At 64.5% G+C, this 23333-nt stretch carries 22 protein-coding genes; 13 read left to right on the forward strand and 9 right to left on the reverse strand.

What is annotated here, in order from left to right:
• Positions 1–15: 15 nt before the first annotated feature.
• Positions 16–582 (reverse strand): TetR/AcrR family transcriptional regulator, encoded by a 567-nt coding sequence (locus AC2FNA_RS12140; RefSeq protein WP_496826857.1) that lies wholly within the window; start codon positions 580–582, stop codon positions 16–18.
• A gap of 303 nt (positions 583–885) precedes the next feature.
• Between AC2FNA_RS12140 and AC2FNA_RS12145 the strand changes: the two genes are divergently transcribed.
• The 4 genes from AC2FNA_RS12145 (at position 886) to AC2FNA_RS12160 (ending at position 3919) form a co-directional block, all read left to right on the forward strand.
• Positions 886–1350 carry a nuclear transport factor 2 family protein gene (locus AC2FNA_RS12145; RefSeq protein WP_496826859.1) on the forward strand — a complete coding sequence of 155 codons (465 nt, stop codon included), beginning with the start codon at positions 886–888 and terminating at the stop codon, positions 1348–1350.
• A 14-nt stretch (positions 1351–1364) separates the two neighbouring features.
• Positions 1365–1985: a pyridoxamine 5'-phosphate oxidase family protein gene (locus tag AC2FNA_RS12150; RefSeq protein ID WP_496826861.1), complete on the forward strand. Its 621-nt coding sequence runs from the start codon at positions 1365–1367 to the stop codon at positions 1983–1985.
• A gap of 73 nt (positions 1986–2058) precedes the next feature.
• Positions 2059–3033 carry an alpha/beta fold hydrolase gene (locus AC2FNA_RS12155; RefSeq protein WP_496826863.1) on the forward strand — a complete coding sequence of 325 codons (975 nt, stop codon included), beginning with the start codon at positions 2059–2061 and terminating at the stop codon, positions 3031–3033.
• Between the two features lie 49 nt (positions 3034–3082).
• Complete coding sequence (locus AC2FNA_RS12160; protein ID WP_496826865.1) at positions 3083–3919, forward strand: PhzF family phenazine biosynthesis protein; 837 nt, start codon at positions 3083–3085, stop codon at positions 3917–3919.
• A 102-nt stretch (positions 3920–4021) separates the two neighbouring features.
• On the opposite strand, the gene AC2FNA_RS12165 is transcribed toward AC2FNA_RS12160, so the two are convergent.
• On the reverse strand, positions 4022–5713 hold the full coding sequence (locus AC2FNA_RS12165) for a thiamine pyrophosphate-binding protein (protein WP_496826867.1): 1692 nt from the start codon (positions 5711–5713) through the stop codon (positions 4022–4024).
• Between the two features lie 107 nt (positions 5714–5820).
• Between AC2FNA_RS12165 and AC2FNA_RS12170 the strand changes: the two genes are divergently transcribed.
• Positions 5821–6510 carry a GntR family transcriptional regulator gene (locus AC2FNA_RS12170; protein WP_496826869.1) on the forward strand — a complete coding sequence of 230 codons (690 nt, stop codon included), beginning with the start codon at positions 5821–5823 and terminating at the stop codon, positions 6508–6510.
• 7 nt (positions 6511–6517) lie between these two features.
• A complete protein-coding gene (locus AC2FNA_RS12175; protein WP_496826871.1) occupies positions 6518–7258 on the forward strand; it encodes an aspartate/glutamate racemase family protein in 741 nt (246 codons plus the stop codon).
• A gap of 204 nt (positions 7259–7462) precedes the next feature.
• Here the strand turns inward: AC2FNA_RS12175 and AC2FNA_RS12180 are convergent, their stop codons facing one another.
• From AC2FNA_RS12180 to AC2FNA_RS12210, 7 genes are all read right to left on the reverse strand, one after another.
• Positions 7463–7708 carry a MoaD/ThiS family protein gene (locus tag AC2FNA_RS12180; RefSeq protein WP_011242192.1) on the reverse strand — a complete coding sequence of 82 codons (246 nt, stop codon included), beginning with the start codon at positions 7706–7708 and terminating at the stop codon, positions 7463–7465.
• Positions 7701–9962 carry a xanthine dehydrogenase family protein molybdopterin-binding subunit gene (locus AC2FNA_RS12185; protein WP_496826873.1) on the reverse strand — a complete coding sequence of 754 codons (2262 nt, stop codon included), beginning with the start codon at positions 9960–9962 and terminating at the stop codon, positions 7701–7703. The genes AC2FNA_RS12180 and AC2FNA_RS12185 overlap by 8 nt, the downstream gene beginning before the upstream one ends.
• Positions 9962–10441: a (2Fe-2S)-binding protein gene (locus tag AC2FNA_RS12190; RefSeq protein ID WP_496826875.1), complete on the reverse strand. Its 480-nt coding sequence runs from the start codon at positions 10439–10441 to the stop codon at positions 9962–9964. Before AC2FNA_RS12190 ends, AC2FNA_RS12185 begins: the two co-directional genes overlap by 1 nt.
• A complete protein-coding gene (locus AC2FNA_RS12195; protein ID WP_496826877.1) occupies positions 10438–11319 on the reverse strand; it encodes an FAD binding domain-containing protein in 882 nt (293 codons plus the stop codon). The genes AC2FNA_RS12190 and AC2FNA_RS12195 overlap by 4 nt, the downstream gene beginning before the upstream one ends.
• A 394-nt stretch (positions 11320–11713) precedes the next feature.
• Positions 11714–13642 (reverse strand): hypothetical protein, encoded by a 1929-nt coding sequence (locus AC2FNA_RS12200; RefSeq protein WP_496826879.1) that lies wholly within the window; start codon positions 13640–13642, stop codon positions 11714–11716.
• A 296-nt stretch (positions 13643–13938) separates the two neighbouring features.
• A complete protein-coding gene (locus AC2FNA_RS12205; protein ID WP_496826881.1) occupies positions 13939–14775 on the reverse strand; it encodes a tryptophan 2,3-dioxygenase in 837 nt (278 codons plus the stop codon).
• 4 nt (positions 14776–14779) lie between these two features.
• Positions 14780–15556: a hormone-sensitive lipase gene (locus AC2FNA_RS12210; protein ID WP_496826883.1), complete on the reverse strand. Its 777-nt coding sequence runs from the start codon at positions 15554–15556 to the stop codon at positions 14780–14782.
• Positions 15557–15689: 133 nt separating this feature from the next.
• Between AC2FNA_RS12210 and AC2FNA_RS12215 the strand changes: the two genes are divergently transcribed.
• From AC2FNA_RS12215 to AC2FNA_RS12245, 7 genes are all read left to right on the forward strand, one after another.
• A complete protein-coding gene (locus AC2FNA_RS12215) occupies positions 15690–17984 on the forward strand; it encodes a bifunctional salicylyl-CoA 5-hydroxylase/oxidoreductase (protein WP_496826885.1) in 2295 nt (764 codons plus the stop codon).
• On the forward strand, positions 17981–18739 hold the full coding sequence (locus AC2FNA_RS12220; protein ID WP_496826887.1) for an SDR family NAD(P)-dependent oxidoreductase: 759 nt from the start codon (positions 17981–17983) through the stop codon (positions 18737–18739). The genes AC2FNA_RS12215 and AC2FNA_RS12220 overlap by 4 nt, the downstream gene beginning before the upstream one ends.
• A complete protein-coding gene (locus tag AC2FNA_RS12225) occupies positions 18736–19203 on the forward strand; it encodes a MarR family winged helix-turn-helix transcriptional regulator (protein ID WP_011242182.1) in 468 nt (155 codons plus the stop codon). The genes AC2FNA_RS12220 and AC2FNA_RS12225 overlap by 4 nt, the downstream gene beginning before the upstream one ends.
• The gene (locus AC2FNA_RS12230; protein ID WP_496826889.1) at positions 19200–20003 is read left to right on the forward strand and encodes an enoyl-CoA hydratase family protein; all 804 of its coding nucleotides are present in this window, start codon (positions 19200–19202) and stop codon (positions 20001–20003) included. The genes AC2FNA_RS12225 and AC2FNA_RS12230 overlap by 4 nt, the downstream gene beginning before the upstream one ends.
• Positions 20004–20072: 69 nt before the next feature.
• Positions 20073–21215, forward strand: a complete 1143-nt coding sequence (locus AC2FNA_RS12235) for an acyl-CoA dehydrogenase family protein (RefSeq protein WP_496826891.1) — start codon at positions 20073–20075, stop codon at positions 21213–21215.
• Positions 21216–21243: 28 nt separating this feature from the next.
• A complete protein-coding gene (locus AC2FNA_RS12240) occupies positions 21244–21696 on the forward strand; it encodes a cupin domain-containing protein (RefSeq protein ID WP_011242179.1) in 453 nt (150 codons plus the stop codon).
• 3 nt (positions 21697–21699) lie between these two features.
• Positions 21700–23322: an AMP-binding protein gene (locus tag AC2FNA_RS12245; RefSeq protein ID WP_496826893.1), complete on the forward strand. Its 1623-nt coding sequence runs from the start codon at positions 21700–21702 to the stop codon at positions 23320–23322.
• Positions 23323–23333 lie beyond the last annotated feature (11 nt).

Raw genomic sequence — 23333 nt, forward strand, 5'->3', positions numbered from 1 at the left:
CGGCTTGCCAGCGCCCTACCCCTGCAACGCGTGGTCCAGCAGGATGCGCGCCGTGTCCTTGGCATCACAGGCCGGTTTGGTGGTACCCATCAGCGAGGACATGACGATTGCGCCCTCTTTCAGAAGCAGGATCTGGCATCCCAGCGCCTCGGGGTCGCGGGCCCCGGCCTGCCGGGCCAGATCGGTGAAGTAATCCAGCAGCACCTGCTTGTGATGCGCGGCCTCCATCCGGATCGGGTCGTCCTTGCACTGATACTCGGCGCCCGCATTGATGAACATGCAGCCGCGATAGCTGTCTTCCTCGAACCACTCTCCCAGAGCATCAAAAGCGGCCAGGAACTTGTCGGCGGGCGTATCGGCCAGTTCGTTTACCCGTGTCTCGAACCAGGCACGGAAATTCTCGTCGCGCAGTTTCAGCACCGCGACGATCAGCTCTTCCTTGGTGCGGAAGTGTTTATAGATCGAGGTCTTCGACACCCCGGTCTCGGCCACCAGTTTGTCCATACCAGTGGCATGAAACCCGTCCCGGTAGAACACCGTCAGAGCTTTTCGCACCAGTTCGTCTTTCTTATTAGGCCGCATGATTCGTCCTTGGGTTACTGATCGGTACATAAACACGCGGGCAACAGAGTGCAAATCACCACCGGTAACCAATTGTCGCGAAATGAAGTTTTTCCGCCACGCCTCCTCCCACGAAAAAATCTGCACAAAAGGACTTGCAAAAGTTTACCGATCAGTACACCTTGAGGCCAAGTTAACAGATCGGTACACCTAAGGATTAACGCCATGCGACGCCGCTATGCCCTTTTCCCGACAAGACATGTTCCCCTGCTTCTGACGCTGGCAATTCTGGCCGCTTCCATCGCCTGACACGGGATACCCCCAATGACACGCCCCCCACTGCCCCCCTTCACCGCCGAAACCGCCGCCGAAAAGGTGCGTCTGGCCGAAAACGGCTGGAACAGCCGCAGCGCCGACGTGGTGACGCCCGCCTATTCCGACGACAGCCGCTGGCGTAACCGGGCCGAATTCGTCACCGGTCAAGACGACATCCACGCCTTTCTGACCCGCAAATGGGACAAGGAGTTGGACTATCGCCTGATCAAGGAGCTGTGGGCCTGGTCCGACAACCGCATCGCGGTGCGCTATGCCTATGAATGGCACGACGACAGCGGCAACTGGTTCCGCTCCTACGGGAACGAGAACTGGGAGTTCGACGAGGATGGCCGCATGTCGGCCCGCCACACCTCGCTGAACGACCTGCCGATTACAGAGGACGAGCGCCTGTTTCACTGGCCCCTCGGGCCGCGCCCCGAGGGCCATCCCGGCCTGACCGAACTTGGCCTCTGAACGGAGATAGAACGATGCCCCGCGCCTTTTCCCAGCTGACCTTCACCCCTGCCGTTCGTGCCCATCAGGAACGGCTCGGCTCCGCCCGCAGCTATGCCAAGTTCATCGAGGGCGGCCCGCAGCAGGGGCATGAGATCGGGCCTGCCGAACAGGCATTCATCGAGGCGCGGGACGGGTTCTATCAGGCCACCGTTTCGGAAATCGGCTGGCCCTATGTGCAGTATCGCGGCGGGCCTGCCGGGTTCCTGCGGGTGCTGGGGCCGCGGACGATCGGCTATGCCGACCTGTCGGGCAACCGGCAGTATATCTCGCGCGGCAATCTGGACGGCAACAGCCGGGTGGCGCTGATCCTGATGGATTACGCCAACCAGCGGCGGCTGAAAATCCTCGGCCGGATGAAATTCATCGAAGGGCCCGAGGCCGCCGCCAGCCTGTTGCCCGAGGGGCAGACTCACCCGGCCGAACGCGCCGCCATCATCTCGGTCGAGGGGCTGGACTGGAACTGTCCCCAGCACATCACCCCCCGGTACACCGAGGCCGAACTGGCCCCGCATCTGAACGCGCTTGGCGCCGAGCTGGCGCAGCTCAGGGCGGAAAACGAACGGCTGAAACAACAGTTGTCCGAGCAGAATTAGGCCGGACAGACCGGCCCCACCTCTTCAAGTCCCAAGACCAAACCCCAACTCATTATCAGAGGGAGCTTTCGACATGCTTCGCACATTGCTCAATACCGCCGCCACCATCACCGCCGGATCGCTGTTTTCCGCCGGGGTCATGACGCTGGGATTCTACATCCTGCCGTCAAGCCTGCTTGCCGCCGAGCCCGTTCAGACCCAGTTCCGCACCGAGACGCTGGAGGGGCTGAAGATCGCCTATCGCGAGGCGGGCGACCCGGCCAATCCGACCGTATTGCTTTTGCACGGGTTTCCGACCTCGTCGCATATGTTCCGCAACCTTATCCCCGCACTGGCCGCCGATTATCACGTGATCGCGCCCGACTATCCCGGTTTCGGCGCCTCGGACATGCCGGATGCGGCGGAATATGACTACAGCTTTGCCGGAACCGCGCAACTGATGACCCAGCTCCTGGATGCCAAGGGCGTCGACGACTATGCCGTCTATCTGATGGATTACGGCGCACCCGTGGGCTATCGCATGTTCGCCGAAGATCCCGAGCGGGTCACTGGTTTCATCATCCAGAACGGCAATGCGTATGAAGAGGGCCTGCGCGAATTCTGGGACCCGATGAAGGCCTATTGGGCCGACCCCTCGGTCGCCAATGGCGATGCGCTGCGCGCTTTTCTGACGCTGGATGCCACCAAATGGCAGTTCACCCATGGCACCCAGAACCCCGACGCGATCAGCCCGGACAATTTCTGGCACGTGCAATACCTGCTCGACCGTCCGGGCAATCAGGAGGTGCAGTTGGAGATGTTCCTCGATTACGGCACCAACCTCGCCGAATACCCGAAATGGCAGGCGCTGTTTCGCGAACATCAGCCGCCCGCGCTGCTGATGTGGGGCAAGAACGACGTGATCTTTCCCGAAGCGGGCGCGCATCCCTACAAGAACGACCTGACCGATCTGGAGTTCCATATCCTCGATACCGGGCATTTCGCGCTCGAGGAATACGGGACCGAAATCGCCGCCGAGATGAAAGACTTTCTGGCACGCATTAACTAAGGAACAGGGTCCCGCTCTGGCGGGATCCACTCCCACAGGAGGATTTGACATGACAGCACATGTGGACCGGATCGCGGCCTTTTCCGACGGCGCCCTGGGCGGAAACCCGGCCGGCGTGGTGATCGCCGACCAGATGCCCGCCGAGGAAGAGATGCAGCGCATCGCGGCCGAGGTCGGCTATTCCGAGACCGCCTTTGCAGCGCCAGAGGGCGCAGGCTGGCGGGTGCGCTACTTCGCACCGGTGGGCGAGGTCGCTTTCTGCGGCCATGCCACCATCGCATTGGGGGCGACGCTCGCGGATCGTTTCGGCGACGGCACCTATGCCCTGCAACTCAACGATGCTGGCATCTCGGTCGAGGGGCAGCGTCATGGCGACCGTGTGCAGGCGGCACTGATCTCGCCCCCCACCCGCAGCGGCGCGGTGGACCTCGAGGTGCTGGAGGCCGCCTTGGCGCTGTTTGGTCTCGACGAAAGCGACCTGGACCCGACCCTGCCCGCCGCCGTGGCCAATGCGGGCAACGATCACCTTGTGTTGGCCCTGCGCGACCGCACCCGGCTGGCAACGATGGAGTACGATTTGAACCGGGGCGCCGCCTATATGCGGCTGAACGGCTTCACCACCATCAATCTGCTCTGGGTCGAGACCCCGCAGCGGTTTCACAGCCGTAACGCCTTTGCCATCGGCGGTGTGCTGGAGGATCCGGCAACCGGTGCCGCCGCCGCCGCGCTGGCGGGGTATCTGCGCGATCTCGGCTGGCCGCATGGCGGCACGATCGACATCGTGCAGGGCGAGGATATGGGCGCCCGCTCGCTGCTAAGGGTCGAGATCGGCGATACCCCCGGCCAAGGCGTCCGCGTTTCGGGCAGCGCCCGCCAGATCGAGTAGAGACCCACACACGCACCAGACCAGAGCGGACCGCGTGACCGCCCAAGCGCGCGGCCCGCTCCAGGCGGCCCTCCCGAACCGCCTGCCCTGCCCTCGTCCGCCTTACCCCATCCAGCGGCGGACGGGGGCATTGCTTTCCTCCAGCGGCTGGGTGATCACGTCAACCAGCGTCGGCCCGTCATGGGAAATCGCCTCGGCCAGCACCCGCTCCAGATCGGCTGGGTCCTCGACCCGCCAGGATTTCACCCCATAGGCCGCCGCGATGGCCGCATTGTCGGTGCGGTTGAAATCCACGTTGTAATAGCGCGCGTCCTTGTCGGCGAACTGGCTGGCCTTGATCCAGCCGAATGTCGCGTTGGAAAACACCACATAGGTGATCGGCGCCCGCGACCGGCAGACGGTCTCCAGCTCTCCCACGGTGAACCCGAACGACCCGTCACCCATCAGCGCCACGGTCTTGGACGCGGGCCGCCCGTACCAGGCGCCCAAAGCGGCCGACAGCGAGTATCCCAGCGCCCCATGAGCGCGGTTGGTGATGAAATGCCGCCCCGGACGCGGCAATTGGTAATAGGCCGAGAAATAGGGGCAGCTGGTGCCGGGATCGGACACCACGGTCGCATCCTCGGGCAGCGTGTTCATCAGCGCGCGGATCACCCGCTCGGGCCGGATCGGCGCCTGATCCGAGCGGGCCAGCACCTCGAACGCGTCGAACTTCCGCCGCTTCTTCTCGGCGATCGCCGCCGCGCCGCCAAAGGTATCGGCCCCCTGCGCGCGGGCGTCCAGCACCGCGTTCACCTCGGCCAGCGCCAGCCGCAGATCGCCCACCACCGCGACCTCGGTCCGGTAATTGGCATTCATCACCATCGGGTCATTGTCGAAATGCACGATCCGGGTTCCGGGTTTCGGCGCCTCCCACCGTGCCGTGGTAGTCGACCCCGCCCGGCAGCCCATGAACACCACCAGATCGGCAGCCTCCATCATCTCCCATGTCTCGTCGGTGCCCCCGTTCGAGCCGACCACGCCCAGACAGTTGGGATGGGTCTCGGCCAGAGACCCCTGCCCCGAGATCGAGGTGGCCACCGGAATGTCAAGCCGGGTAGCAAGCCGGTCCAGCTCCTCCCAGGCCTGGGCGATCACTACGCCGCCACCACAGACGATCAGCGGGTTCTTTGCCGACAGGATTGCCTCCACCGCCGCCTGCGCCGCTCCGGGCGCGGGCGCCTGCGGATAAGCGGGATAGCTGGCGGTCATGGGATCAGCCCAGATATCAGCGGCGTCGACCGGATCATATTGTACGTCATAGGGCAGGCCGATATGCGCCGCCCCCGAGCGCCCCGTGGTCATCGCCCGGAACGCCGCCCGCACCATGCGCGGGATGTGATCGGCGCGGCTGATCACCGTGTTCCACTTGGTCAGGGGCGCCATCAGCGCCTTTTGATCCACCTCGGTCAGCGGGTATTTTCCGTAAGAGGCGACCGAGATATCTGTGGTGATCCCCAACACCGCATAAGAGCTTTCCGAGGCCTCGATCAACCCCGGCAGGATATAGGTGGCGCCACCGCCCGACGGCCCCTCGGCCACACCGACGCGCCCCGTAACGCGGGAATAGCCATCGGCCATATAGGTGGCACAGCGCTCGTCACGGGTCAGCACATGGGTGATCTGGTGATCGAGCCGCAGCATCGCGTCATAAAACGGCAAGGTGGTGTCGCCACACAGGCCAAAGATATGCCGCACCCCCTGCGCCTCGAGCATGCGCACCATCGCCTCGGCGCCATTCATCCGGTTGTCCATGCGACTCGCCCTCACAACATTTGCGTTCAGAATTGTATACAGCTCTGCATCACATCTTGCGCACAAGTCAACCCCGCGATATCCTGCCCCCGACATCGAGGCACCTAATGACCAAATCGGAAAGCAATGTTGACCGGCTTTATGATGCGCTCCGGCGTATGGCGACGGATTTCTCCTTCAAGCCCGACGCCCGAATCAACGAAAGCGCGCTTGCAACCCAGCTCGACGCCTCGCGCACCCCGATCCGCGAGGCGCTGAACCGGCTGGTGGCCGAGGGTTTCCTGACCTTCCGCTCGGGGCGCGGCTTCTTCTGCCGCTCGCTCTCGCCGGAACTGGTGATGGATCTCTACGAGGCGCGGGTAGCGGTCGAGGTCGAGGCGGCGCGCCTTGCCGCCCTGCGCGGCGACGAGCGCGAGATCGCCATCCTGATGCAGGACCTCGAGGATATCGCGCCCGACTATACCGCGCGCGCCGATACCGAAACGCTGCTCAGCATGGATGAATGGTTTCACACACGGCTCTGCGCGCTGTCGGGCAATGGCGAACTGGCGCGGATGCTCGGCAATCTCAATGACCGCATCCGCTATCTGCGCCTGATCGACCTGCGCCGCCTGCAGGCGCTGGGGCCGCAGGGCCAGACCATGGTTTCGGCGCATCAACGCATCCTCGACGCGGTGGCCCGCCACGACGCAGACGGCGCCATGGCCGAGATGCGCGCCCATATCGAGCGCCGCCGCGAAGGGGCGACACAGGCGGTGCGCGATGCCTATGCCCAGCTTTATGTCCCCGAACTCTGAGGCGAACATGTCCCTGATCCCTGGCGGCAAGACGGTCTATGGTGCCACGGTCGGCATCCTGATGCTGGAAACCCGCTTTCCCCGCATTCCCGGCGATATGGGCAATGCGCTGACCTGGCCCTTTCCGGTGCATTACAGGGTGGTGCGCGGCGCTTCACCCGATCGGGTGGTGCGCGGCGATCCTCGCGTGCTGCTCGACGCCTTTGTCGAGGCGGGTCTCGATCTGGTGGCCACTGGCGCGGACGGGATCACCACCAATTGCGGCTTTCTCGCGCTGGTTCAGGACGAGTTGCGCGCGGCCCTCGGCGTACCGGTGGCGACCTCCTCGCTGATGCAGGTGCCGATGGTACAGGCCCTTCTGCCCCCGGGCAAAAAAGCGGTGATCCTGACCATCTCCAAAGCGACCCTGAGCCCCGCCCATCTGGCCGCCGCCGGCGTGCCTGCGGATACACCGGTCTTCGGCACGGATGGAGGGCGCGCCTTTTCCCGCGATATCCTGGGTGACGCGCCCCAAATCGACTTCGCCGCCTGCCGACAGGACATGCTGGATGCGGCCGACGAGATCCTGGAGCAACAACCCGACGCGGGCGCCATCGTTCTTGAATGCACCAATATGGTGCCCTATGCCGCCGATCTGCGCAGGCGCACGGGTTTGCCGGTCTATTCCATCTACTCGATGGTCACATGGTTCCAATCCGGCCTGATGCCGCGCCGGTTCACTCAAGATCTCGACGACCCGCGCGGTTGACCCGTAGCTGGGGGCGCTGCCCCTTCATCTTCGGTGACTCCCCCGGGATATTTTCAGCAAGAAGAAAGAGCAGGCGTCCACTCCTTCATTCTGCCGCAAATACTCCGGAGCGCGAGGCAGCGCCTCGCAAAAGACCCGCCGCGCAGCGGCGCCCGGCCCAACGCCCGCAGGCGCCCCGAAAGGGGCGCCGAGGGGGGCGGGAGCCTACCCGCCGCGCAGGCGCTGCATCAGATAGACCTCGGCCCCCTCGGGGATCGGTTCGGTCAGGCCCGAGGCGATCACCCGCCCGTCGATGGCAACCGAGACACCCGCGTCGATGGGCGCCTGCAATTCGGGATGTGCGCGCACCAGGGCGCGCAGCATCTCGCCGGTATCGCGGGCCTCGACCGAGACCACCTCGCAGCCCCCGGCCAGCGACCGCAGGCCGGACCAGAGATGGACCTCAACCATCCGCCTTGAGCGCCGCCAGGATACGCGGCGGCGACATCGGCAATTGCCGCATCCGCGCGCCAGCAGCGGCCGAGACCGCGTTGGCGATGGCCGCCAGCGGCGGGCAGATCGAGGTTTCGCCCACCCCGCGCACCCCGAACGGATGGCCGGGATTGGGCACCTCGACGATCACCGTGTCGATCATCGGCAGGTCGCTGGCCACCGGGATGCGATAATCCAGGAAGACGCTGTTCTGCAGCCGCCCGTCGGCGCCATAGATATATTCCTCGTTCAGCGCCCAGCCGATGCCCTGCGCGGCGCCCCCCTGGAACTGCCCTTCGACATAGGTGGGATGGATCGCCTTGCCGGCATCCTGCACCACCGTATAGCGCACGACCTTGGTCTTGCCGGTCTCGGGGTCCACCTCGGCATCCACGATATGGGTGGCAAAGCTGACGCCCGCGCCTTCGGGTGTCGCCTCGAAATGGCCCGAGATCGGCCCCCCGGTGCGGCCCATGTCGGCGGTGATATCGGCCAGCGGCAGCGGGTCGAATTCGCCCGCATTCGGCCCCGAGGGCACCGCGCAGCCGTTTTCCCATTTCACCGCATCCACCGGGATGCCCCATTTCTTCGCCGCCCGCTCACACAGTTTCTCGACCGCGTGGCGCGCCGCCTTGATGGTGGCCAGCCCGCTGGCATAGGTCACCCGGCTGCCATGGCTCACGTCGTTATAGCCCAGCGTGGCGGTGTCTGCGATGGTCACCCGGATGTTCTCGTAGGGGATGCCCAGCACCTCGGCCGCCATCAGCGCCATCGAGGCGCGGCTACCGCCGATATCGGGCGTGCCCACCATGACCTGCGCCGAGCCATCCTCGCTCAGCGCCAGCGAGACCGAGGTCTCGCCACCATGGTTGAACCAGAACCCGCAGGAAATCCCCCGCCCCTGCCCCGGTTTCAGCGGTGCGGTGTAATGGGGATGGGCCTTGGCCGCCTCCAGCGTTTCGACCAGGCCGATCCGCTGGAACCTGGGCCCATAGCTCGCCTTGGTCCCCTCGCGCGAGGCATTCTTGAGACGCACCTCGATCGGGTCAAGTCCCAGTTGATTGCACAGCTCGTCGATCACCGATTCCACCGCAAATGCCGCCATGGGCGAGCCGGGCGCGCGATAGGCGGCCTGTTTGGGTCGGTTGGTCATCACATCATAGCCCACCTGGCGCACATGCGGCAGGTTATAGGGGGCAAAGGCGCACATGGCGGTGAAATCCGCCGGACCGCCGGGGAAGGCACCGCCTTGCAGGCGGAACGTACCCTGGGCGGCGGTCAGCGTGCCGTCCTTCTTCATGCCGATCTTGATATCCATCGAGGCCGAGGCGGTCGGCCCGGAGGCGCGGAACACCTCGGACCGGCTCATCACCAGTTTCACCGGCTTGTTGGCCTTGCGCGACAGCGCCAGCGCCACCGGCTCGATGAACACGGTGGTCTTGCCGCCAAAGCCGCCACCGATTTCCGAGGCGGTCACCCGCAGGTTGGCGGTTTCGATCCCCAGAAGCGCGGCACAGGTTTTCTGCACGATCCAGTGACCCTGGGTGCAGCACCACAGCTCGCCCTTGCCATCGGCGCCCAGCGTGGCCAGGCAGGCATGCGGCTCGATATAGCCCTGGTGGGTGGCCTCGGTGGTGAAGTGATCCTCGATCACCAGGTCGGCTTCGGCAAAGCCCGCCTCGACATCGCCATGGCCGCTTTCATGTTTGCGCACCACGTTGGGATGCATCCCCTCGGGCACCGAGTAATCCGCAGCCCCCTGACGGATCACCGGGGCGTCCATCAGCATCGCCTTGTCCACATCGGTCACATGCGGCAGGACCTCGTATTCCACTTCGATCAGCTTGAGCGCATCGCGGGCAGCCAGCGCCGAAGTCGCCGCAACCGCGGCCACAGCATGCCCGTCATAGAGCGCCTTGTCGCCTGCCATGACGTTTTCGAGGATGTTCCAGAAATCACCCTCCAGCCCCGGCGCAAATTCCACCTTGTCCGAGAAATCGGCACGGGTGACCACGGCCTTCACATCCTTCAGCGCCTCGGCCTTGGACGTGTCGATGCGCAGGATGCGGGCATGGGCGTGCGGGCTGCGCAGGATGGCGCCATGCAGCATGCCGGGGGCCGACGCATCGGCGCCGAACCGGGCGCGGCCAGTGACCTTGTCCAGCCCGTCGGGCCGGTTCGGGCGGGTGCCGACAAAGGTGAAACCGTCGGATTTACGATCGTCGAGCGCCATTATACCGCCTCCCTCATGTCGCGGGCCGTGTCCATCACGGCGCGGATGATCTTGTCATAGCCGGTGCAACGGCACAGGTTGCCGGCCAGCCAGAACCGAACCTCTTCCTCGGTCGGGTCGGGGTTCTGCTCCAGCAGCGCCTTGGCCGCGACCAGGATGCCGGGGGTGCAGATGCCGCATTGCAGCGCGGCATAGTCGATGAACTTCTGTTGCAGCGGGTGCAGCTCATCGCCCTCGGCGATGCCTTCGACCGTGCCGATTTCCTTGCCATCGGCCTCGACCCCCAGCACCAGGCAGGAGCAGACGAGCCGCCCGTCAAGCGTCACCGAACAGGCGCCGCAATCGCCGGTGCCGCAGCCTTCCTTGGCGCCGGTCAGGCTCAGCTTGTCGCGCAGGCAGTCCAGCAGGGTTTCGCGCGGGTCGCAGAGATATTCGACCGCATCGCCGTTGACGGTAGTGGATACGTGGATCTTGCTCATCCGTGGTGCCCCTTGATGATTTCACCCTTGGCCCGGGCATAGGCGATGCGCGCGGCGCGTTTGGCCAGCACGCCAGCAACTTCGGTACGGAACGCGATGGTGCCACGCTTGTCGTCGATCGGCTTGCAGGCGGCCGAGGCAGCGGCGGCCAGACGGTCGAGCGCGGCGTCATCCAGCGTGGAGCCGATGATCGCGGCAGCGGCGTCCTGGACCAGCAGGACGGTCGGCGCCACGGCGCCAAGCGACACGCGCGCTTCGGTGATGGTGTCACCGTCCAGGCGCAGGTTCACGGCACAGCCCACCACGGCGATATCCATCTCACTGCGCGGAATGAAGCGCAGATAGGCATCGCCCGCATTCGCGCCGCGTGCCGGAATGTGCAGCGCCGAAACCAGTTCGCCCTTGGCCAGCGAGATACGGCCGGGGCCGGTCGGAATATCCTCGACCGCCACGACGCGTTCGCCATCGGGGCCGGTCACGGTCGCGGTCATGGAGGCCGCGACCATGGCGGGCACGGAATCGGCGGCCGGTGAGCCGTTGCAGAGGTTGCCGGTCAGCGTCGCACGGCCCTGCACCTGGGTGGAGCCCACCAGGTTCATCGCCTCGACCACACCGGGCCAGTCGGCGACCAGCCCCGCATGCTCGCCCAGCTCGGCGCCGGGAACAGCCACACCCAGCGTCCAGCTGCCATCCTCGTTACGGGTGATGTCGCTGACACCATTGATCTTTTTGACGTCAATCAGCGTGTCGGGGGTGACGATTTCGGCGCGCAATTGCACAAGCACATCGGTTCCACCTGCAAGAAACCGCGTGACACCGTCCGCATTTGCAGCCAGCGCCGAAGCCTCGGCAAAACTGGCGGGGCTGTGATAGTTCATGTTTACCTCGCTCCTGGAAACCAGGGTTCCACTGGGTGATTTGGCGCGAGCGTAGAACAGCAGGTCGGGCAGGTCCATGCCCCCCAACGACAGTTTCTGCACACTCACAAGGTCGGTTTTGGACAGAACCAAAGATCTGCAAACGGGTGACGTGCGGGGCCCAGCTGTTTTGTCGCTGTGCAATCGCAGGGACACCACAGACATTTCGACAACGCCGATACACGCGGGGGCGCACTGCGATCATCCGGTTTACACCTGATTTGAGCGGTCCAGAGAGTCACCCCGCGACCGGATCACATGCCACCGGCACCCCCGCAGCGTTCTGATCCGAAGCTCAGGTGAGCGGGCCCGGATCAGAACGATCGCGCCCGCCCCGCAGTCGCATCAGTTGGGGTCAGACGCTCTCGTCGCCTTCGTCGTCTTCATCCCCCTCGTCCCCTTCGTCGCCTTCGTCTCCCTCGTCGTCTTCGTCGCCTTCGTCATGTTCGTTGCCTTCGTCATGCTCGTCGCCTTCGTCGCCGTTGTCGGGCTCGTTCAGCTCGTCGCCTTCGTCGTCTTCGTTGCCGGAATCGGCGAGGTTGTCGTCTTCGTCGCCTTCGTTGCCGTCGTCATCCTCGTCCCCCTCATCGCCTTCGTCCCCCTCATCATCGAGCAGAGCATCGGCATCCTCATCGCCTTCGTCGTCTTCGTCGCCTTCGTCGCCCTCGTCGTGCCGCGAGGGGTGGTCGGGCTCGAGGGGTTCGTCGCCCTCGTCGCCTTCGTCGCCCTCGTCATCCTCGTCGCCTTCGTCGTCTTCGTTATCCTCGTCGCCTTCGTCGTCCTCGTTGCCTTCGTCTTCTTCGTTGCCTTCGTTATCCTCGTTGCCTTCGTTGTGCTCGTTGCCTTCGTTGCCTTCGTCGTTTTCGCCGCCTTCGTTGTTTTCGTCGCCTTCGTCGCCTTCGTCGTTCAGGCCGCCCTCGTTGCCTTCGTCGCCCTCGTTGCCTTCGTTGCCTTCGTTGCCTTCATTGCCCTCGTCGGCCTCGTTGCCTTCGTTGTCCTCATTGCCCTCGTTGCCTTCGTTGTCCTCGTTGCCTTCGTCTTCTTCGTTGCCCTCGTTGTCTTCGTCGGCTTCGTTGGCCTCGTTGCCCTCGTTTGCTTCGTTGCCTTCGTTGCCCTCGTTGCCCTCATTGCCTTCGTTGTCCTCGTCGCCCTCGTTGCCTTCGTTACCTTCGGTACCCTCGTTGCCTTCGTCGCCCTCGTTGCCTTCGTCGCCGTCGTTCAGCTCGTCGCCTTCGTCGCCTTCATCGCCCTCGTCGCTGTTCTGACTCTCGTCGCCCTCGTCGCCTTCATCGCCCTCGTCATCCTCGTCGCCTTCGTCATCCTCATCGCCCTCGTCGCCTTCGTTGCCTTCGTCAGCTTCCTCAAGGAGGCCACTATACGTGTCGTCCTCGTCGCCTTCATCGCCTTCGTCGCCTTCGTCAGCTTCCTGGCCTCTGTCGAAGAACTCGCCATTTTCGTTGCCTTCGTCGAACTCGTCGCCCTCGTCGGCTTCGTTATTCTCGTCGCCTTCGTCGCCTTCGTTGTTCTCGTTGCCTTCGTCACCTTCGTCGTTCTCGTCGCCTTCGTTGCCTTCGTTGCCTTCGTCCCCTTCCAGGCCAATATTGATTATTCCTTCGTCGCCCTCGTTGCCCTCGTCGCCTTCGTTGCCTTCGTCACCTTCGTTGTTCTCGTTGCCTTCGTCGTTCTCGTCGCCCTCGTCACCCTCGTCGCCTTCATCGGCCTCATGCATATTTGCATCTATGCCCTGGTCGTACTCGTCATCAAAGTTGAAGTCCCAGTATGTGCTGTCCTCATCTCCCTCATCATATTCATTGCCCTCGTCAGCTTCGGAGAGGTCGATAGATCCGTCGGTGTTGTTGGAGATGATCGAGAAATTCTCGTCCCCCTCGTCATGTTCGTTGCCTTCATCGGCTTCGTTATGCTCGTCGTTCTCGTCGTTTTCGTCGTTCTCATCCCCCTCGTCGTCCTCGTTGTCTTCGTCGCCTTCGTTCCCCTCGTTGCCCTCGTTGCCCTCGTTGCCCTCATCGCCCTCGTCGCCCTCGTCATCTTCCTGGCCGGCGACACCCTCGTTGCCCTCGTTTCCCTCGTTGCCTTCGTTGTGATCGTCGTCATAGGTCGAGGCCGAGATTTCATTGCCCTCGTTGCCCTCGTCGTTTTCGTTGCCTTCGTTGTCCTCGTTGCCCTCGTCTCCTTCGTCGCCAGAGCTGATCGAGCTCATCACGGAAGTGTCTTCCAGCCGGGCTTCGGGGGTTTCTTCGATGTCGGAGTTGAAAAATTCGGGCATGACAGCCTCCTTTAAATGAGTGTTCAGCGCGCCAGCCATTCACACTCCCAGCCGGACGTCGCAAAATAGTCGAACCAAAATAGGCATAGCTGCCCCTGTCGCAGGCAACATGCATCGGGCCAAGACGGCCGCGACCATACATGAATATCGTTTATTTCATAAGCATATTTGGCCCATGTCCGGAACCGGCCGGTACTTTTCTCCCTGCCTTGCCCCGTTAAAAAGCGCCGCACGGCAAGGCGGATGCGGATCCCGGCGGGGATGTGTCCGGGCTCAGGCCGTTCGCGCGGAACCGATCAAAGATCGCCGCGCAGGTGCCAAAGCTCGGGGAACAGTTCCACCTCGAGCATGCGGCGCAGGTATTGCACACCGCTGGTGCCGCCGGTTCCCCGCTTGAACCCGATCACCCGTTCCACCGTGGTGACATGGTTGAACCGCCAACGGCGGAAATAGTCCTCGAGATCGACCAGCTTCTCGCCCAACTCGTAGAGGTCCCAGTATTTCGCCGGATCCTCGTAGACCTGCCGCCAGGCCGCCTGCACCACCGCATCGGCGTTGTGCGGGTTGTCCATCCGGTAGACCTCGGGCGCGAAACTGGCGCCCGTCTTCGCCGCCAGCGCCCGCAGCGCCACATGATAGAGCGAGGGTTGCTCCAGTTCCGCTGCCAGCATCGCGTGCAACTCGGGTCGGTGCTCATGCACCTTCATCATCGCGGTGTTGCGATTGCCCAGCATGAATTCGATCAGCCGGTACTGATGCGACTGGAAACCCGAGGAATTGCCAAGCGCGTTGCGAAATGTCGTATAGTCGCTGGGCGTCATCGTGCGCAGCACGTCCCAGGCGGAATTGAGCTGGTCGAAGATGCGCGCCACCCGCGTCAGCATCTTGAACGCAGGCCGGAAATCGCCACCCGCCAGCAGCAGATTACGCGCCGCCCTGAGTTCGTGCAGCACCAGCCGCATCCACAATTCGCTGGTCTGGTGCTGGATGATGAACAGCATCTCGTCATGGGCATCCGATTGCGGATGATGGGTCGCCAGCAGCGCATCCATATGCAGATAATCGCCATAGCTCATGTCCTTGGCATAGGACATCTTGGCGCCTTCCTGGCTGGGGTCATAGGCCTGGGACATTGGATCAATCCTTGAGAAGCTCGGTCAGCAGGGCCGAACCGGGCCGGCCCAGTTCGGCAACAACAGAGAAATGGTCATGGCCCGGATCGAACACGTTCGGCACGTCCCAGGCCTCAGAGAGAAGGCGCGTCTGGCGCACCAGTTCGGGCCGCTCGTTGGCACCGACCCAGCAGGTGACCGACAGGCCCGCGCGCCGGGACAGCAAGGCCGGGCTTTCGGCCTCGGCCTCTGCCGCGTCCAGGTGCAGCACCTCGTTCATCCGGTTGCCCAGCAGCGGGCGCAGATCGTGGATACCGCTGATGCTGATCACCCGGTCCAGCCGGTCGGGCAGCGGCCCGTCGGCGCAGGCCATGCGGGCCACCAAATGGCCACCGGCGGAATGACCCGCCAGCCGCACCGGCCCCGCCACATGGCGCGCCGCCTCCTTGATCGCTGCGCGGATCTCCTCGGCCATCTGGCCCAATCGTGCCTCAGGCGCCAGCGTGTAGGACGGCACCGCCAGCGCCCAGCCCCGGCTGAGCGGTCCGGCGGCGAAATGCGACCAGACGCTCTTGTCGAGCTTCTGCCAATAGCCGCCATGCACGAACACCACGAGGCCCTTCGCCACGCCCTCGGGGCGGAACAGGTCCAGCCGGTTGCGCGCGCCCGGACCATAAGAGATGTCAAGCGTCCCGCCCCGGCTCTCACGCCAAGCCGCCGCCGCCGCACCCCAGGTGGCGGCCAGCCCGTCCGACCCCGGCACATAGCTGGAATTGTCGAATGCATCGTCCCAGTCGATCATCGCAGATCCTCCTGTCTTGTCGGCAGGGTAATCGCCGCCTCGATATATTTCAAGCTTAAAGGTTTAGGCTTGAAATATACCCGAATCCCCGTATCCTCTTCCTTGATCAGCGTATCTTGCGAGGGAGGATGCAATGCGTATCGCATGTCTGGGTGGCGGTCCGGCGGGGCTGTATTTCGCCATTTCGATGAAGCTGCGCGACCCTTCGCACGAGGTCAGCGTGATCGAGCGCAACAAGGGTAACGATACATTCGGCTGGGGTGTGGTGCTGAGCGATGACGCGCTGGAAAACCTGGCCGCCAACGACCCCAAGAGCGCCGAGACGATCCGCTCGAACTTTGCCTATTGGGACGATATCGCGGTGGTGCATGACGGGGTGCGCACCGTTTCGGGCGGGCACGGTTTTGCCGGGATCGGGCGCAAGGCGATGCTGCTCCTGCTTCAGGACCGGGCGCGAGAACTAGGCGTCGATCTGCAATTCCAGACCGAGGCGCGGCCCATCGCCGAATATCAGGTGGAATACGATCTGGTTGTCGCCTGTGACGGATTGAACTCGCGCGTGCGCAGCGATCTGGCGGAGCATTTCAAACCCGATATCGACACCCGCCAGTGCAAGTTCATCTGGCTTGGTACCCATCAGAAATTCGACGACGCATTCACCTTCATCTTTGAGAAGACCGAACATGGCTGGATGTGGGTGCATGCCTATCAGTTCGACGAGGACACCGCGACGGTGATCGTGGAATGCAGCCAGGAGACCTGGGACGCCTGGGGATTCGAGCATATGTCCAAGGAAGAAAGCGTCGCCACCTGCGAGCGTATCTTTGCCGCGCATCTGGGCGGCCACAAGCTCATGTCCAATGCCAGCCACCTGCGCGGCTCGGCGGTCTGGATCAACTTCCCCCGCGTTCTCTGCGAGAAATGGCACCACGAAAATGTGGTGTTGATGGGGGACGCGGCGGCCACCGCGCATTTCTCGATCGGCTCGGGCTCGCGTCTGGCCTTTGACAGCGCCATTTCGCTGGCCACCTATCTGCATTCCGAACCGACGATGGAAAGCGCCTTCGAACGCTATCAAGAGGAACGCCGGCTCGAGGTGCTGCGCCTGCAATCGGCGGCGCGCAACTCGCTGGAATGGTTCGAGCAGGTCGAACGCTATCTGGACATGGACCCGGTGCAGTTCAATTATTCGCTGCTGACCCGCAGCCAGCGGATCAGCCACGAGAACCTGCGCCTGCGCGATGCCGACTGGCTGCGCTCGGCCGAACAATGGTTCCAGACCCGCGCGGGCGCTGCGGCCGAGCCCGTGCGCCCGCCGATGTTCACCCCCTTCCGCCTGCGCGACATGGAGCTGAAGAACCGCATCGTGGTCTCGCCCATGGCGCAGTACAAGGCGGTCGATGGCTGCCCGACCGACTGGCACCTGATCCATTACGGCGAACGTGCCAAGGGCGGCGCGGGACTGGTCTATACCGAGATGACCTGTGTCAGCCCCACGGGCCGCATTACCCCCGGTTGCCCCGGCCTCTATGCGCCCGAGCATGAAGCGGCATGGAAACGCCTGACCGATTTCGTGCATGGCGAGACGAGCGCCAAGATCTGCTGCCAGATCGGCCATTCCGGGCGCAAGGGCTCGACCCAACTGGGCTGGGAGACTATGGACGCGCCCCTGAAAGCCGAGAACTGGGACCTGATCTCTGCCTCGCCCATCCCGTGGTCCGCCAACAACGCCACCCCGCGCGAGATGACGCGGGCGGACATGGACGCGGTACGGGACCAATTCGTCGAGGCGGCGCGCATGGCCGAACGGGCGGGTTTCGACATGATCGAGCTGCACGCGGCGCATGGCTATCTGATCTCCTCCTTCATCTCGCCGATGTCGAACAATCGCAGCGACGATTTTGGCGGGTCGCTGGAAAACCGCATGCGCTACCCGCTGGAAGTATTCAACGCGATGCGCGCGGCCTGGCCCGAGGACAAGCCGATGTCGGTGCGGATCTCGGCCAATGACTGGGTGGACGAGGCCGGTGTCACACCCGAGGAGGCGGTCAAGATCGCGGCGCTGTTCCACGCGGCGGGCGCCGATATCATCGACGTCTCGGCAGGCCAGACCTCGATCGAGGCAAAACCGGTCTATGGCCGCATGTTCCAGACCCCGTTCTCGGATCGCATCCGCAACGAGACCGGTATCGCCACCATGGCGGTGGGCAATATCTATGAGGCCGACCATGCCAACTCGATCCTGATGGCGGGCCGGGCCGACCTGATCTGCGTGGGCCGTCCGCATCTGGCCGACCCCTACTGGACCCTGCACGAGGCCGCCCGCATCGGTGACCGCCACGCCGACTGGCCGCTGCCCTATCTGGCGGGCCGCGATCAGGCCTGGCGCCTGGCCGACCGTGACGCCGAGACGGAGATCCGCGCATGATGCTGGAGGGCGCCCATGCGGTGGTGACAGGCGGCGGCACCGGAACCGGCGCCGCGATTGCCGAGGCGCTGGCCCATGCCGGCGCCAAGGTCACCGTCTTGGGCCGCCGCGAGGGACCGCTGCGCGAGGTCGCCAAACAGCACAAGTTCATCGGCTGGGTGACCTGCGACGTGACCGATCCGCAGGCGGTCCGCGCCGCATTTCGGCAAGCGCGCGAGCTGAACGGGCCGGTGGGCGTGGTGGTCGCCAATGCGGGTGCCGCCGACAGCACACCGTTCCAGAAAATGACCGCCGAGGGGTTTCAGCAGATGCTGGATGTGAACCTCAAGGGCGTGTTCAACAGCTTTCAGGCCGGGCTTGCGGATATGGAAAACGCGGGCGAGGGTCGGTTGATCGCCATCGCCTCGACCGCCGGGCTCAAGGGCTATCCTTATGTGGCGGGCTATTGCGCCGCCAAACACGGGGTGGTGGGCCTGATCCGGGCGCTGGCGGTGGAACTGGGCCGCACAGGCATCACGGCCAATGCTATCTGCCCCGGCTTCATCGAAACCCCGATGCTGGAGCGCTCGATCGCCAATATCGTGGACAAGACCGGCCTGAGCGCGGAAGCTGCGGCAAAGTCGCTGCGCAAGGGCAATCCGCAGGACCGGTTCATTCAGGTGGACGAGGTGGCGGGCGCGGTCCTCTGGCTGTGTTCCCAGGCCGCCCGATCGGTGAACGGCCATGCCCTTGCCCTGTCGGGAGGAGAGATATGAGCGCACCCAACCCCCGCCCCGATGCCGGGCCGGACAGCAAGGCGCGGCTGCGCCTCTGGCTGAAACTGCTCAAAACCACGCGCGCGGTGGAATCCGGCCTGCGCGAGAACCTGCGCACCGAGTTCGCCTCGACCCTGCCGCGCTTTGACGTGATGAGCGCGCTGGCCCGCAACGCGGGCGGGCTGAAGATGAGCGAGCTGTCGGGCCTGCTCAAGGTGTCGAACGGCAATGTCACCGGCATCATCGAACGGCTGGTCGAGGACGGCCATGTGCTGCGCGAACCGGTGCCGGGCGACCGCCGCGCCAACCGGGTCCGCCTGACCCGCAAGGGCGAAGAGGAATTCGCCCGTCAGGCCGCGCGCCACGAAACTTGGGTCGACGGCCTGCTGGGGTCGCTCGACGCCGATGAGGCGCGCGCGATCACCGCCACGCTGGACCGCATTCTGACAGAGGGAAAATCATGAGCGCCGCCGACACCACCCATTTCCTGTGCACCATCGACGACGGCATCGCGCGCATCGCGCTGGACCGGCCCGAGCGCAAGAACCCGCTGACCTTCGACAGCTATGCCGAGCTGCGCGACTGGTTCCGCGACCTGCATTACAATGACGACATCAAGGCGGTGGTCTTTGCCTCGAACGGCGGCAATTTCAGCTCGGGCGGCGATGTGCATGACATCATCGGGCCGCTAACCCGCATGAACATGAAAGAGCTGCTGCAATTCACCCGCATGACCGGCGATCTGGTCAAGGCGATGATCAATTGCGGCAAGCCGGTGATCGCCGCCATCGACGGCATCTGCGTGGGCGCGGGGGCGATCATCGCCATGGCCTCCGACCTGCGCATCGCCACACCCGAGGCCAAGGTGGCGTTCCTGTTCACCCGCGTAGGGCTGGCCGGCTGCGACATGGGTGCCTGCGCCATCCTGCCCCGCATCATCGGCCAGGGCCGCGCGGCGGAACTGCTCTATACCGGCCGCGCGATGAGCGCCGACGAGGGCGCCGCCTGGGGCTTTCACAACCGGCTGGTGGCGGCGGACGCGCTGGAGGACGAGGCCCGCAAACTGGCCTCGCAGATCGCGGCTGGCCCGAATTTCGGCCATATGATCACCAAGACCATGCTGGCGCAGGAATGGTCGATGTCCATCGAACAGGCGATCGAGGCCGAGGCGCAGGCCCAGGCGATCTGCATGCAGACCGGCGATTTCGAACGCGCCTACCGCGCCTTTGTCGCCAAGGAAAAACCCGTCTTTTTGGGCGATTGAGGTCGGACCGGGGCGCTGCCCCGGACCCCGGAGTATTTGGGGCGAAATGAAGCCCCTTGGAGGAAAGAGATGGCAGACCGCAGCTTCCTGACCTGGCCGTTTTTCGACGAGACCCATCGCGCCCGCGCCGAGGCGATGGAGGGCTGGTGCGCGCGCCTGCATGTGGATCACGGCAACATTGACGCGGCCTGCCGCAAGCTGGTGGGTGATCTGGGCGCGGGCGGCTGGTTGCAGGCGACCGGTGCCGCCGAGGGCGAGCGGCTGGATGTGCGGACCCTCTGCCTGAGCCGCGAGATCCTCGCCCGTCATGACGGGCTGGCCGATTTCGCCTTTGCCATGCAGGGGCTGGGCACCGGGGCGATCTCGCTGTTCGGCACCCCCGAACAGCAGGCCGAATGGCTGCCGCTGACCCGCAGCGGCCAGGCGATCTCGGCCTTTGCGCTGACCGAGCCGCAATCGGGTTCGGACGTGGCCAATTCCACCATGACGGCCACCCCCGATGGTGACGATTACGTGCTGAACGGCGAAAAGACCTGGATCTCGAACGGCGGGATTGCCGATGTCTATACGCTGTTTGCCCGCACCGGCGAGGCGCCCGGCGCGCGCGGGCTGAGCGCCTTTGTCGTGCCTGCGGGCCTGCCGGGGTTCGAGGTGGTCGAGCGGCTCGAAGTGATGGCGCCGCACCCGCTGGCGCGGCTGCGCTTTACAGATGTGCGGGTGCCGAAATCGGCGCTCTTGGGCGCGCCTGGAGAAGGATTCAAGGTGGCGATGGCGGTGCTGGATGTGTTCCGCTCGACCGTGGCGGCGGCGGCGCTGGGATTTGCCCGCCGCGCGCTCGACGAGGCATTGGCGCGCGTCACCACGCGGCAGGTGCAGGGCGCGCCGCTGTTCGATCTGCAGATGGTGCAGGGTCATATCGCCGACATGGCACTGGATGTGGATGCCAGTGCGCTGCTCACCTATCGCGCCGCCTGGGCCAAGGATATGGGCGCCCCGCGCGTCAGCCGCGAGGCGGCCATGGCCAAGCTCTATTCCACCGACCACGCCCAGCAGGTGATCGACAAGGCGGTACAGCTGTTCGGCGGCGACGGGGTGCGGCGCGGCGAAAAGGTCGAGGAGCTGTATCGCGATATCCGCGCCCTGCGCATCTACGAGGGCGCCAGCGACGTGCAGCGGGTGGTGATCGCCCGCCAGGTGCTGGCGCAGGGATAGGACCGAAACGTCAATGGGAGGAGAGACCATGACCAAGGATCTGGAAAAGGGCATTACCGAAAACGGCACCGGTTATGACGGGGTGGTGTGGAACATTCTGGGCCAGACCTATTACCCCAAGGCGGTTTGCGAGACGACCTTTGCCTTTGAAACCAACTCGGAACCGGGCCAGTTCGTGCCGGTGCATGTCCACCCCACCCAGGACGAATTCATCCTGGTGCAGGAGGGCGAGCTGGACCTGAAGCTGGACGGGGTCTGGTCCAAGGCACGCGCCGGTGATTTGGTACGCATGCCCAAGGGCATCCCGCATGGCTATTTCAACAAGTCCGACAAACCGGCCCGCGCGCTGTTCTGGGTCTCGCCCGCGCGCAAGCTGAAAGAGCTGTTCGAGGCACTGGACAATCTGGAGGATGTCGAACGCGTGGTCGAACTCTCGGCCCAGCACGAGGTCGATTTCCTGCCGCCCGAGGCGAATGACTGAACCATGCTGGGACCAAGCGCACATATCGACACGTTCACCCGGGACAACCTGCCGCCGCCGGATCAATGGCCCGATTTCCTGCTCGACGGGTTCGACTATCCCGAGCACCTGAATGTCGGGGTCGAGCTGACCGATGCCATGGTCGACAAGGGGTTTGGCGACCATACCGCGCTGATCGGCAATGGCCGGCGGCGCACCTACAAGGAACTCAGCGACTGGACCAACCGGCTGGCCCATGTGCTGGTCGAGGATCTGGGCGTGAAACCGGGCAACCGGGTGCTGATCCGCTCGGCCAACAACCCGGCCATGGTGGCCTGCTGGCTGGCCGCGACCAAGGCGGGCGCGGTGGTGGTCAACACCATGCCGATGCTGCGCGCGGGCGAGCTGGCCAAGATCATCGACAAGGCCGAGATCACCCATGCGCTGTGCGACACGCGGCTGATGGAGGAGCTGGTCACCTGCGCCAAGACCTCGAAACACCTGCGCACGGTGGTGGGTTTTGACGGCACCTCGAACCACGATGCCGAGCTGGACCGGCTGGCGCTGCAAAAACCGGTGCGGTTCCAGGCGGTCGCGACCGGGCGGGACGATGTGGCGCTGTTGGGGTTCACCTCGGGCACCACGGGCGACCCCAAGGCGACGATGCATTTCCATCGCGACCTGCTGATCATCGCCGACGGTTATGCGCGCGAGGTTCTGGGCGTTACGCCGGACGACGTGTTCATCGGCTCGCCGCCGCTGGCCTTTACCTTTGGGCTCGGCGGTCTGGCGGTATTCCCGCTGCGCTTTGGCGCCGCCGCGACCCTGCTGGAACAGGCAAGCCCGCCCAACATGGTCGAGATCATCCAGCAATACCGCGCTACCGTCTGTTTCACCGCGCCCACCGCCTATCGCTTCATGCTCAAGGCGATGGACGAGGGCGCCGATCTCAGCTCGCTTCGGGCGGCGGTGTCGGCGGGCGAGACCCTGCCCGCCCCGGTCTATGACGAGTGGATCGCCAAGACCGGCAAGCCGATGCTCGACGGCATCGGCGCCACCGAGATGCTGCATATCTTCATCTCGAACCGGTTCGACGATCACCGCCCCGCCTGCACCGGCAAGCCGGTGACGGGGTATCAGGTGCGCATCCTTGACGAGGCAGGCAACGAGGCCCCGCGCGGCGAGGTGGGGCGGCTGGCGGTACGCGGCCCGACCGGCTGCCGCTATCTGGCCGATGACCGGCAGGCGGGCTATGTGCAGAACGGCTGGAACGTGACCGGCGACAGTTTCGTGATGGATGCGGATGGCTATCTGCATTTCGCCGCCCGCAGCGACGACATGATCGTCAGTTCCGGCTACAACATCGCCGGGCCCGAGGTCGAGGCGGCGCTGCTGTCACATCCGGCGGTGGCCGAATGCGGCGTCATCGGCGCCCCGGACGAGGCGCGCGGCCATATCGTCGAGGCCCATGTGGTGCTGGCGCCGGGCCATACCGGCGACGCGCTTATGGTCAAGACCTTGCAGGACCACGTCAAGGCGACCATAGCCCCCTATAAGTACCCCCGCAGCATCCGGTTCATCGACGCGCTGCCAAAGACTCAGACCGGCAAGATCCAGCGCTTCCGCTTGCGCACGGACATTCAGTAAACGGAGGCCAG

It is taken from the genome of Ruegeria sp. YKSD163 (assembly GCF_059612905.1).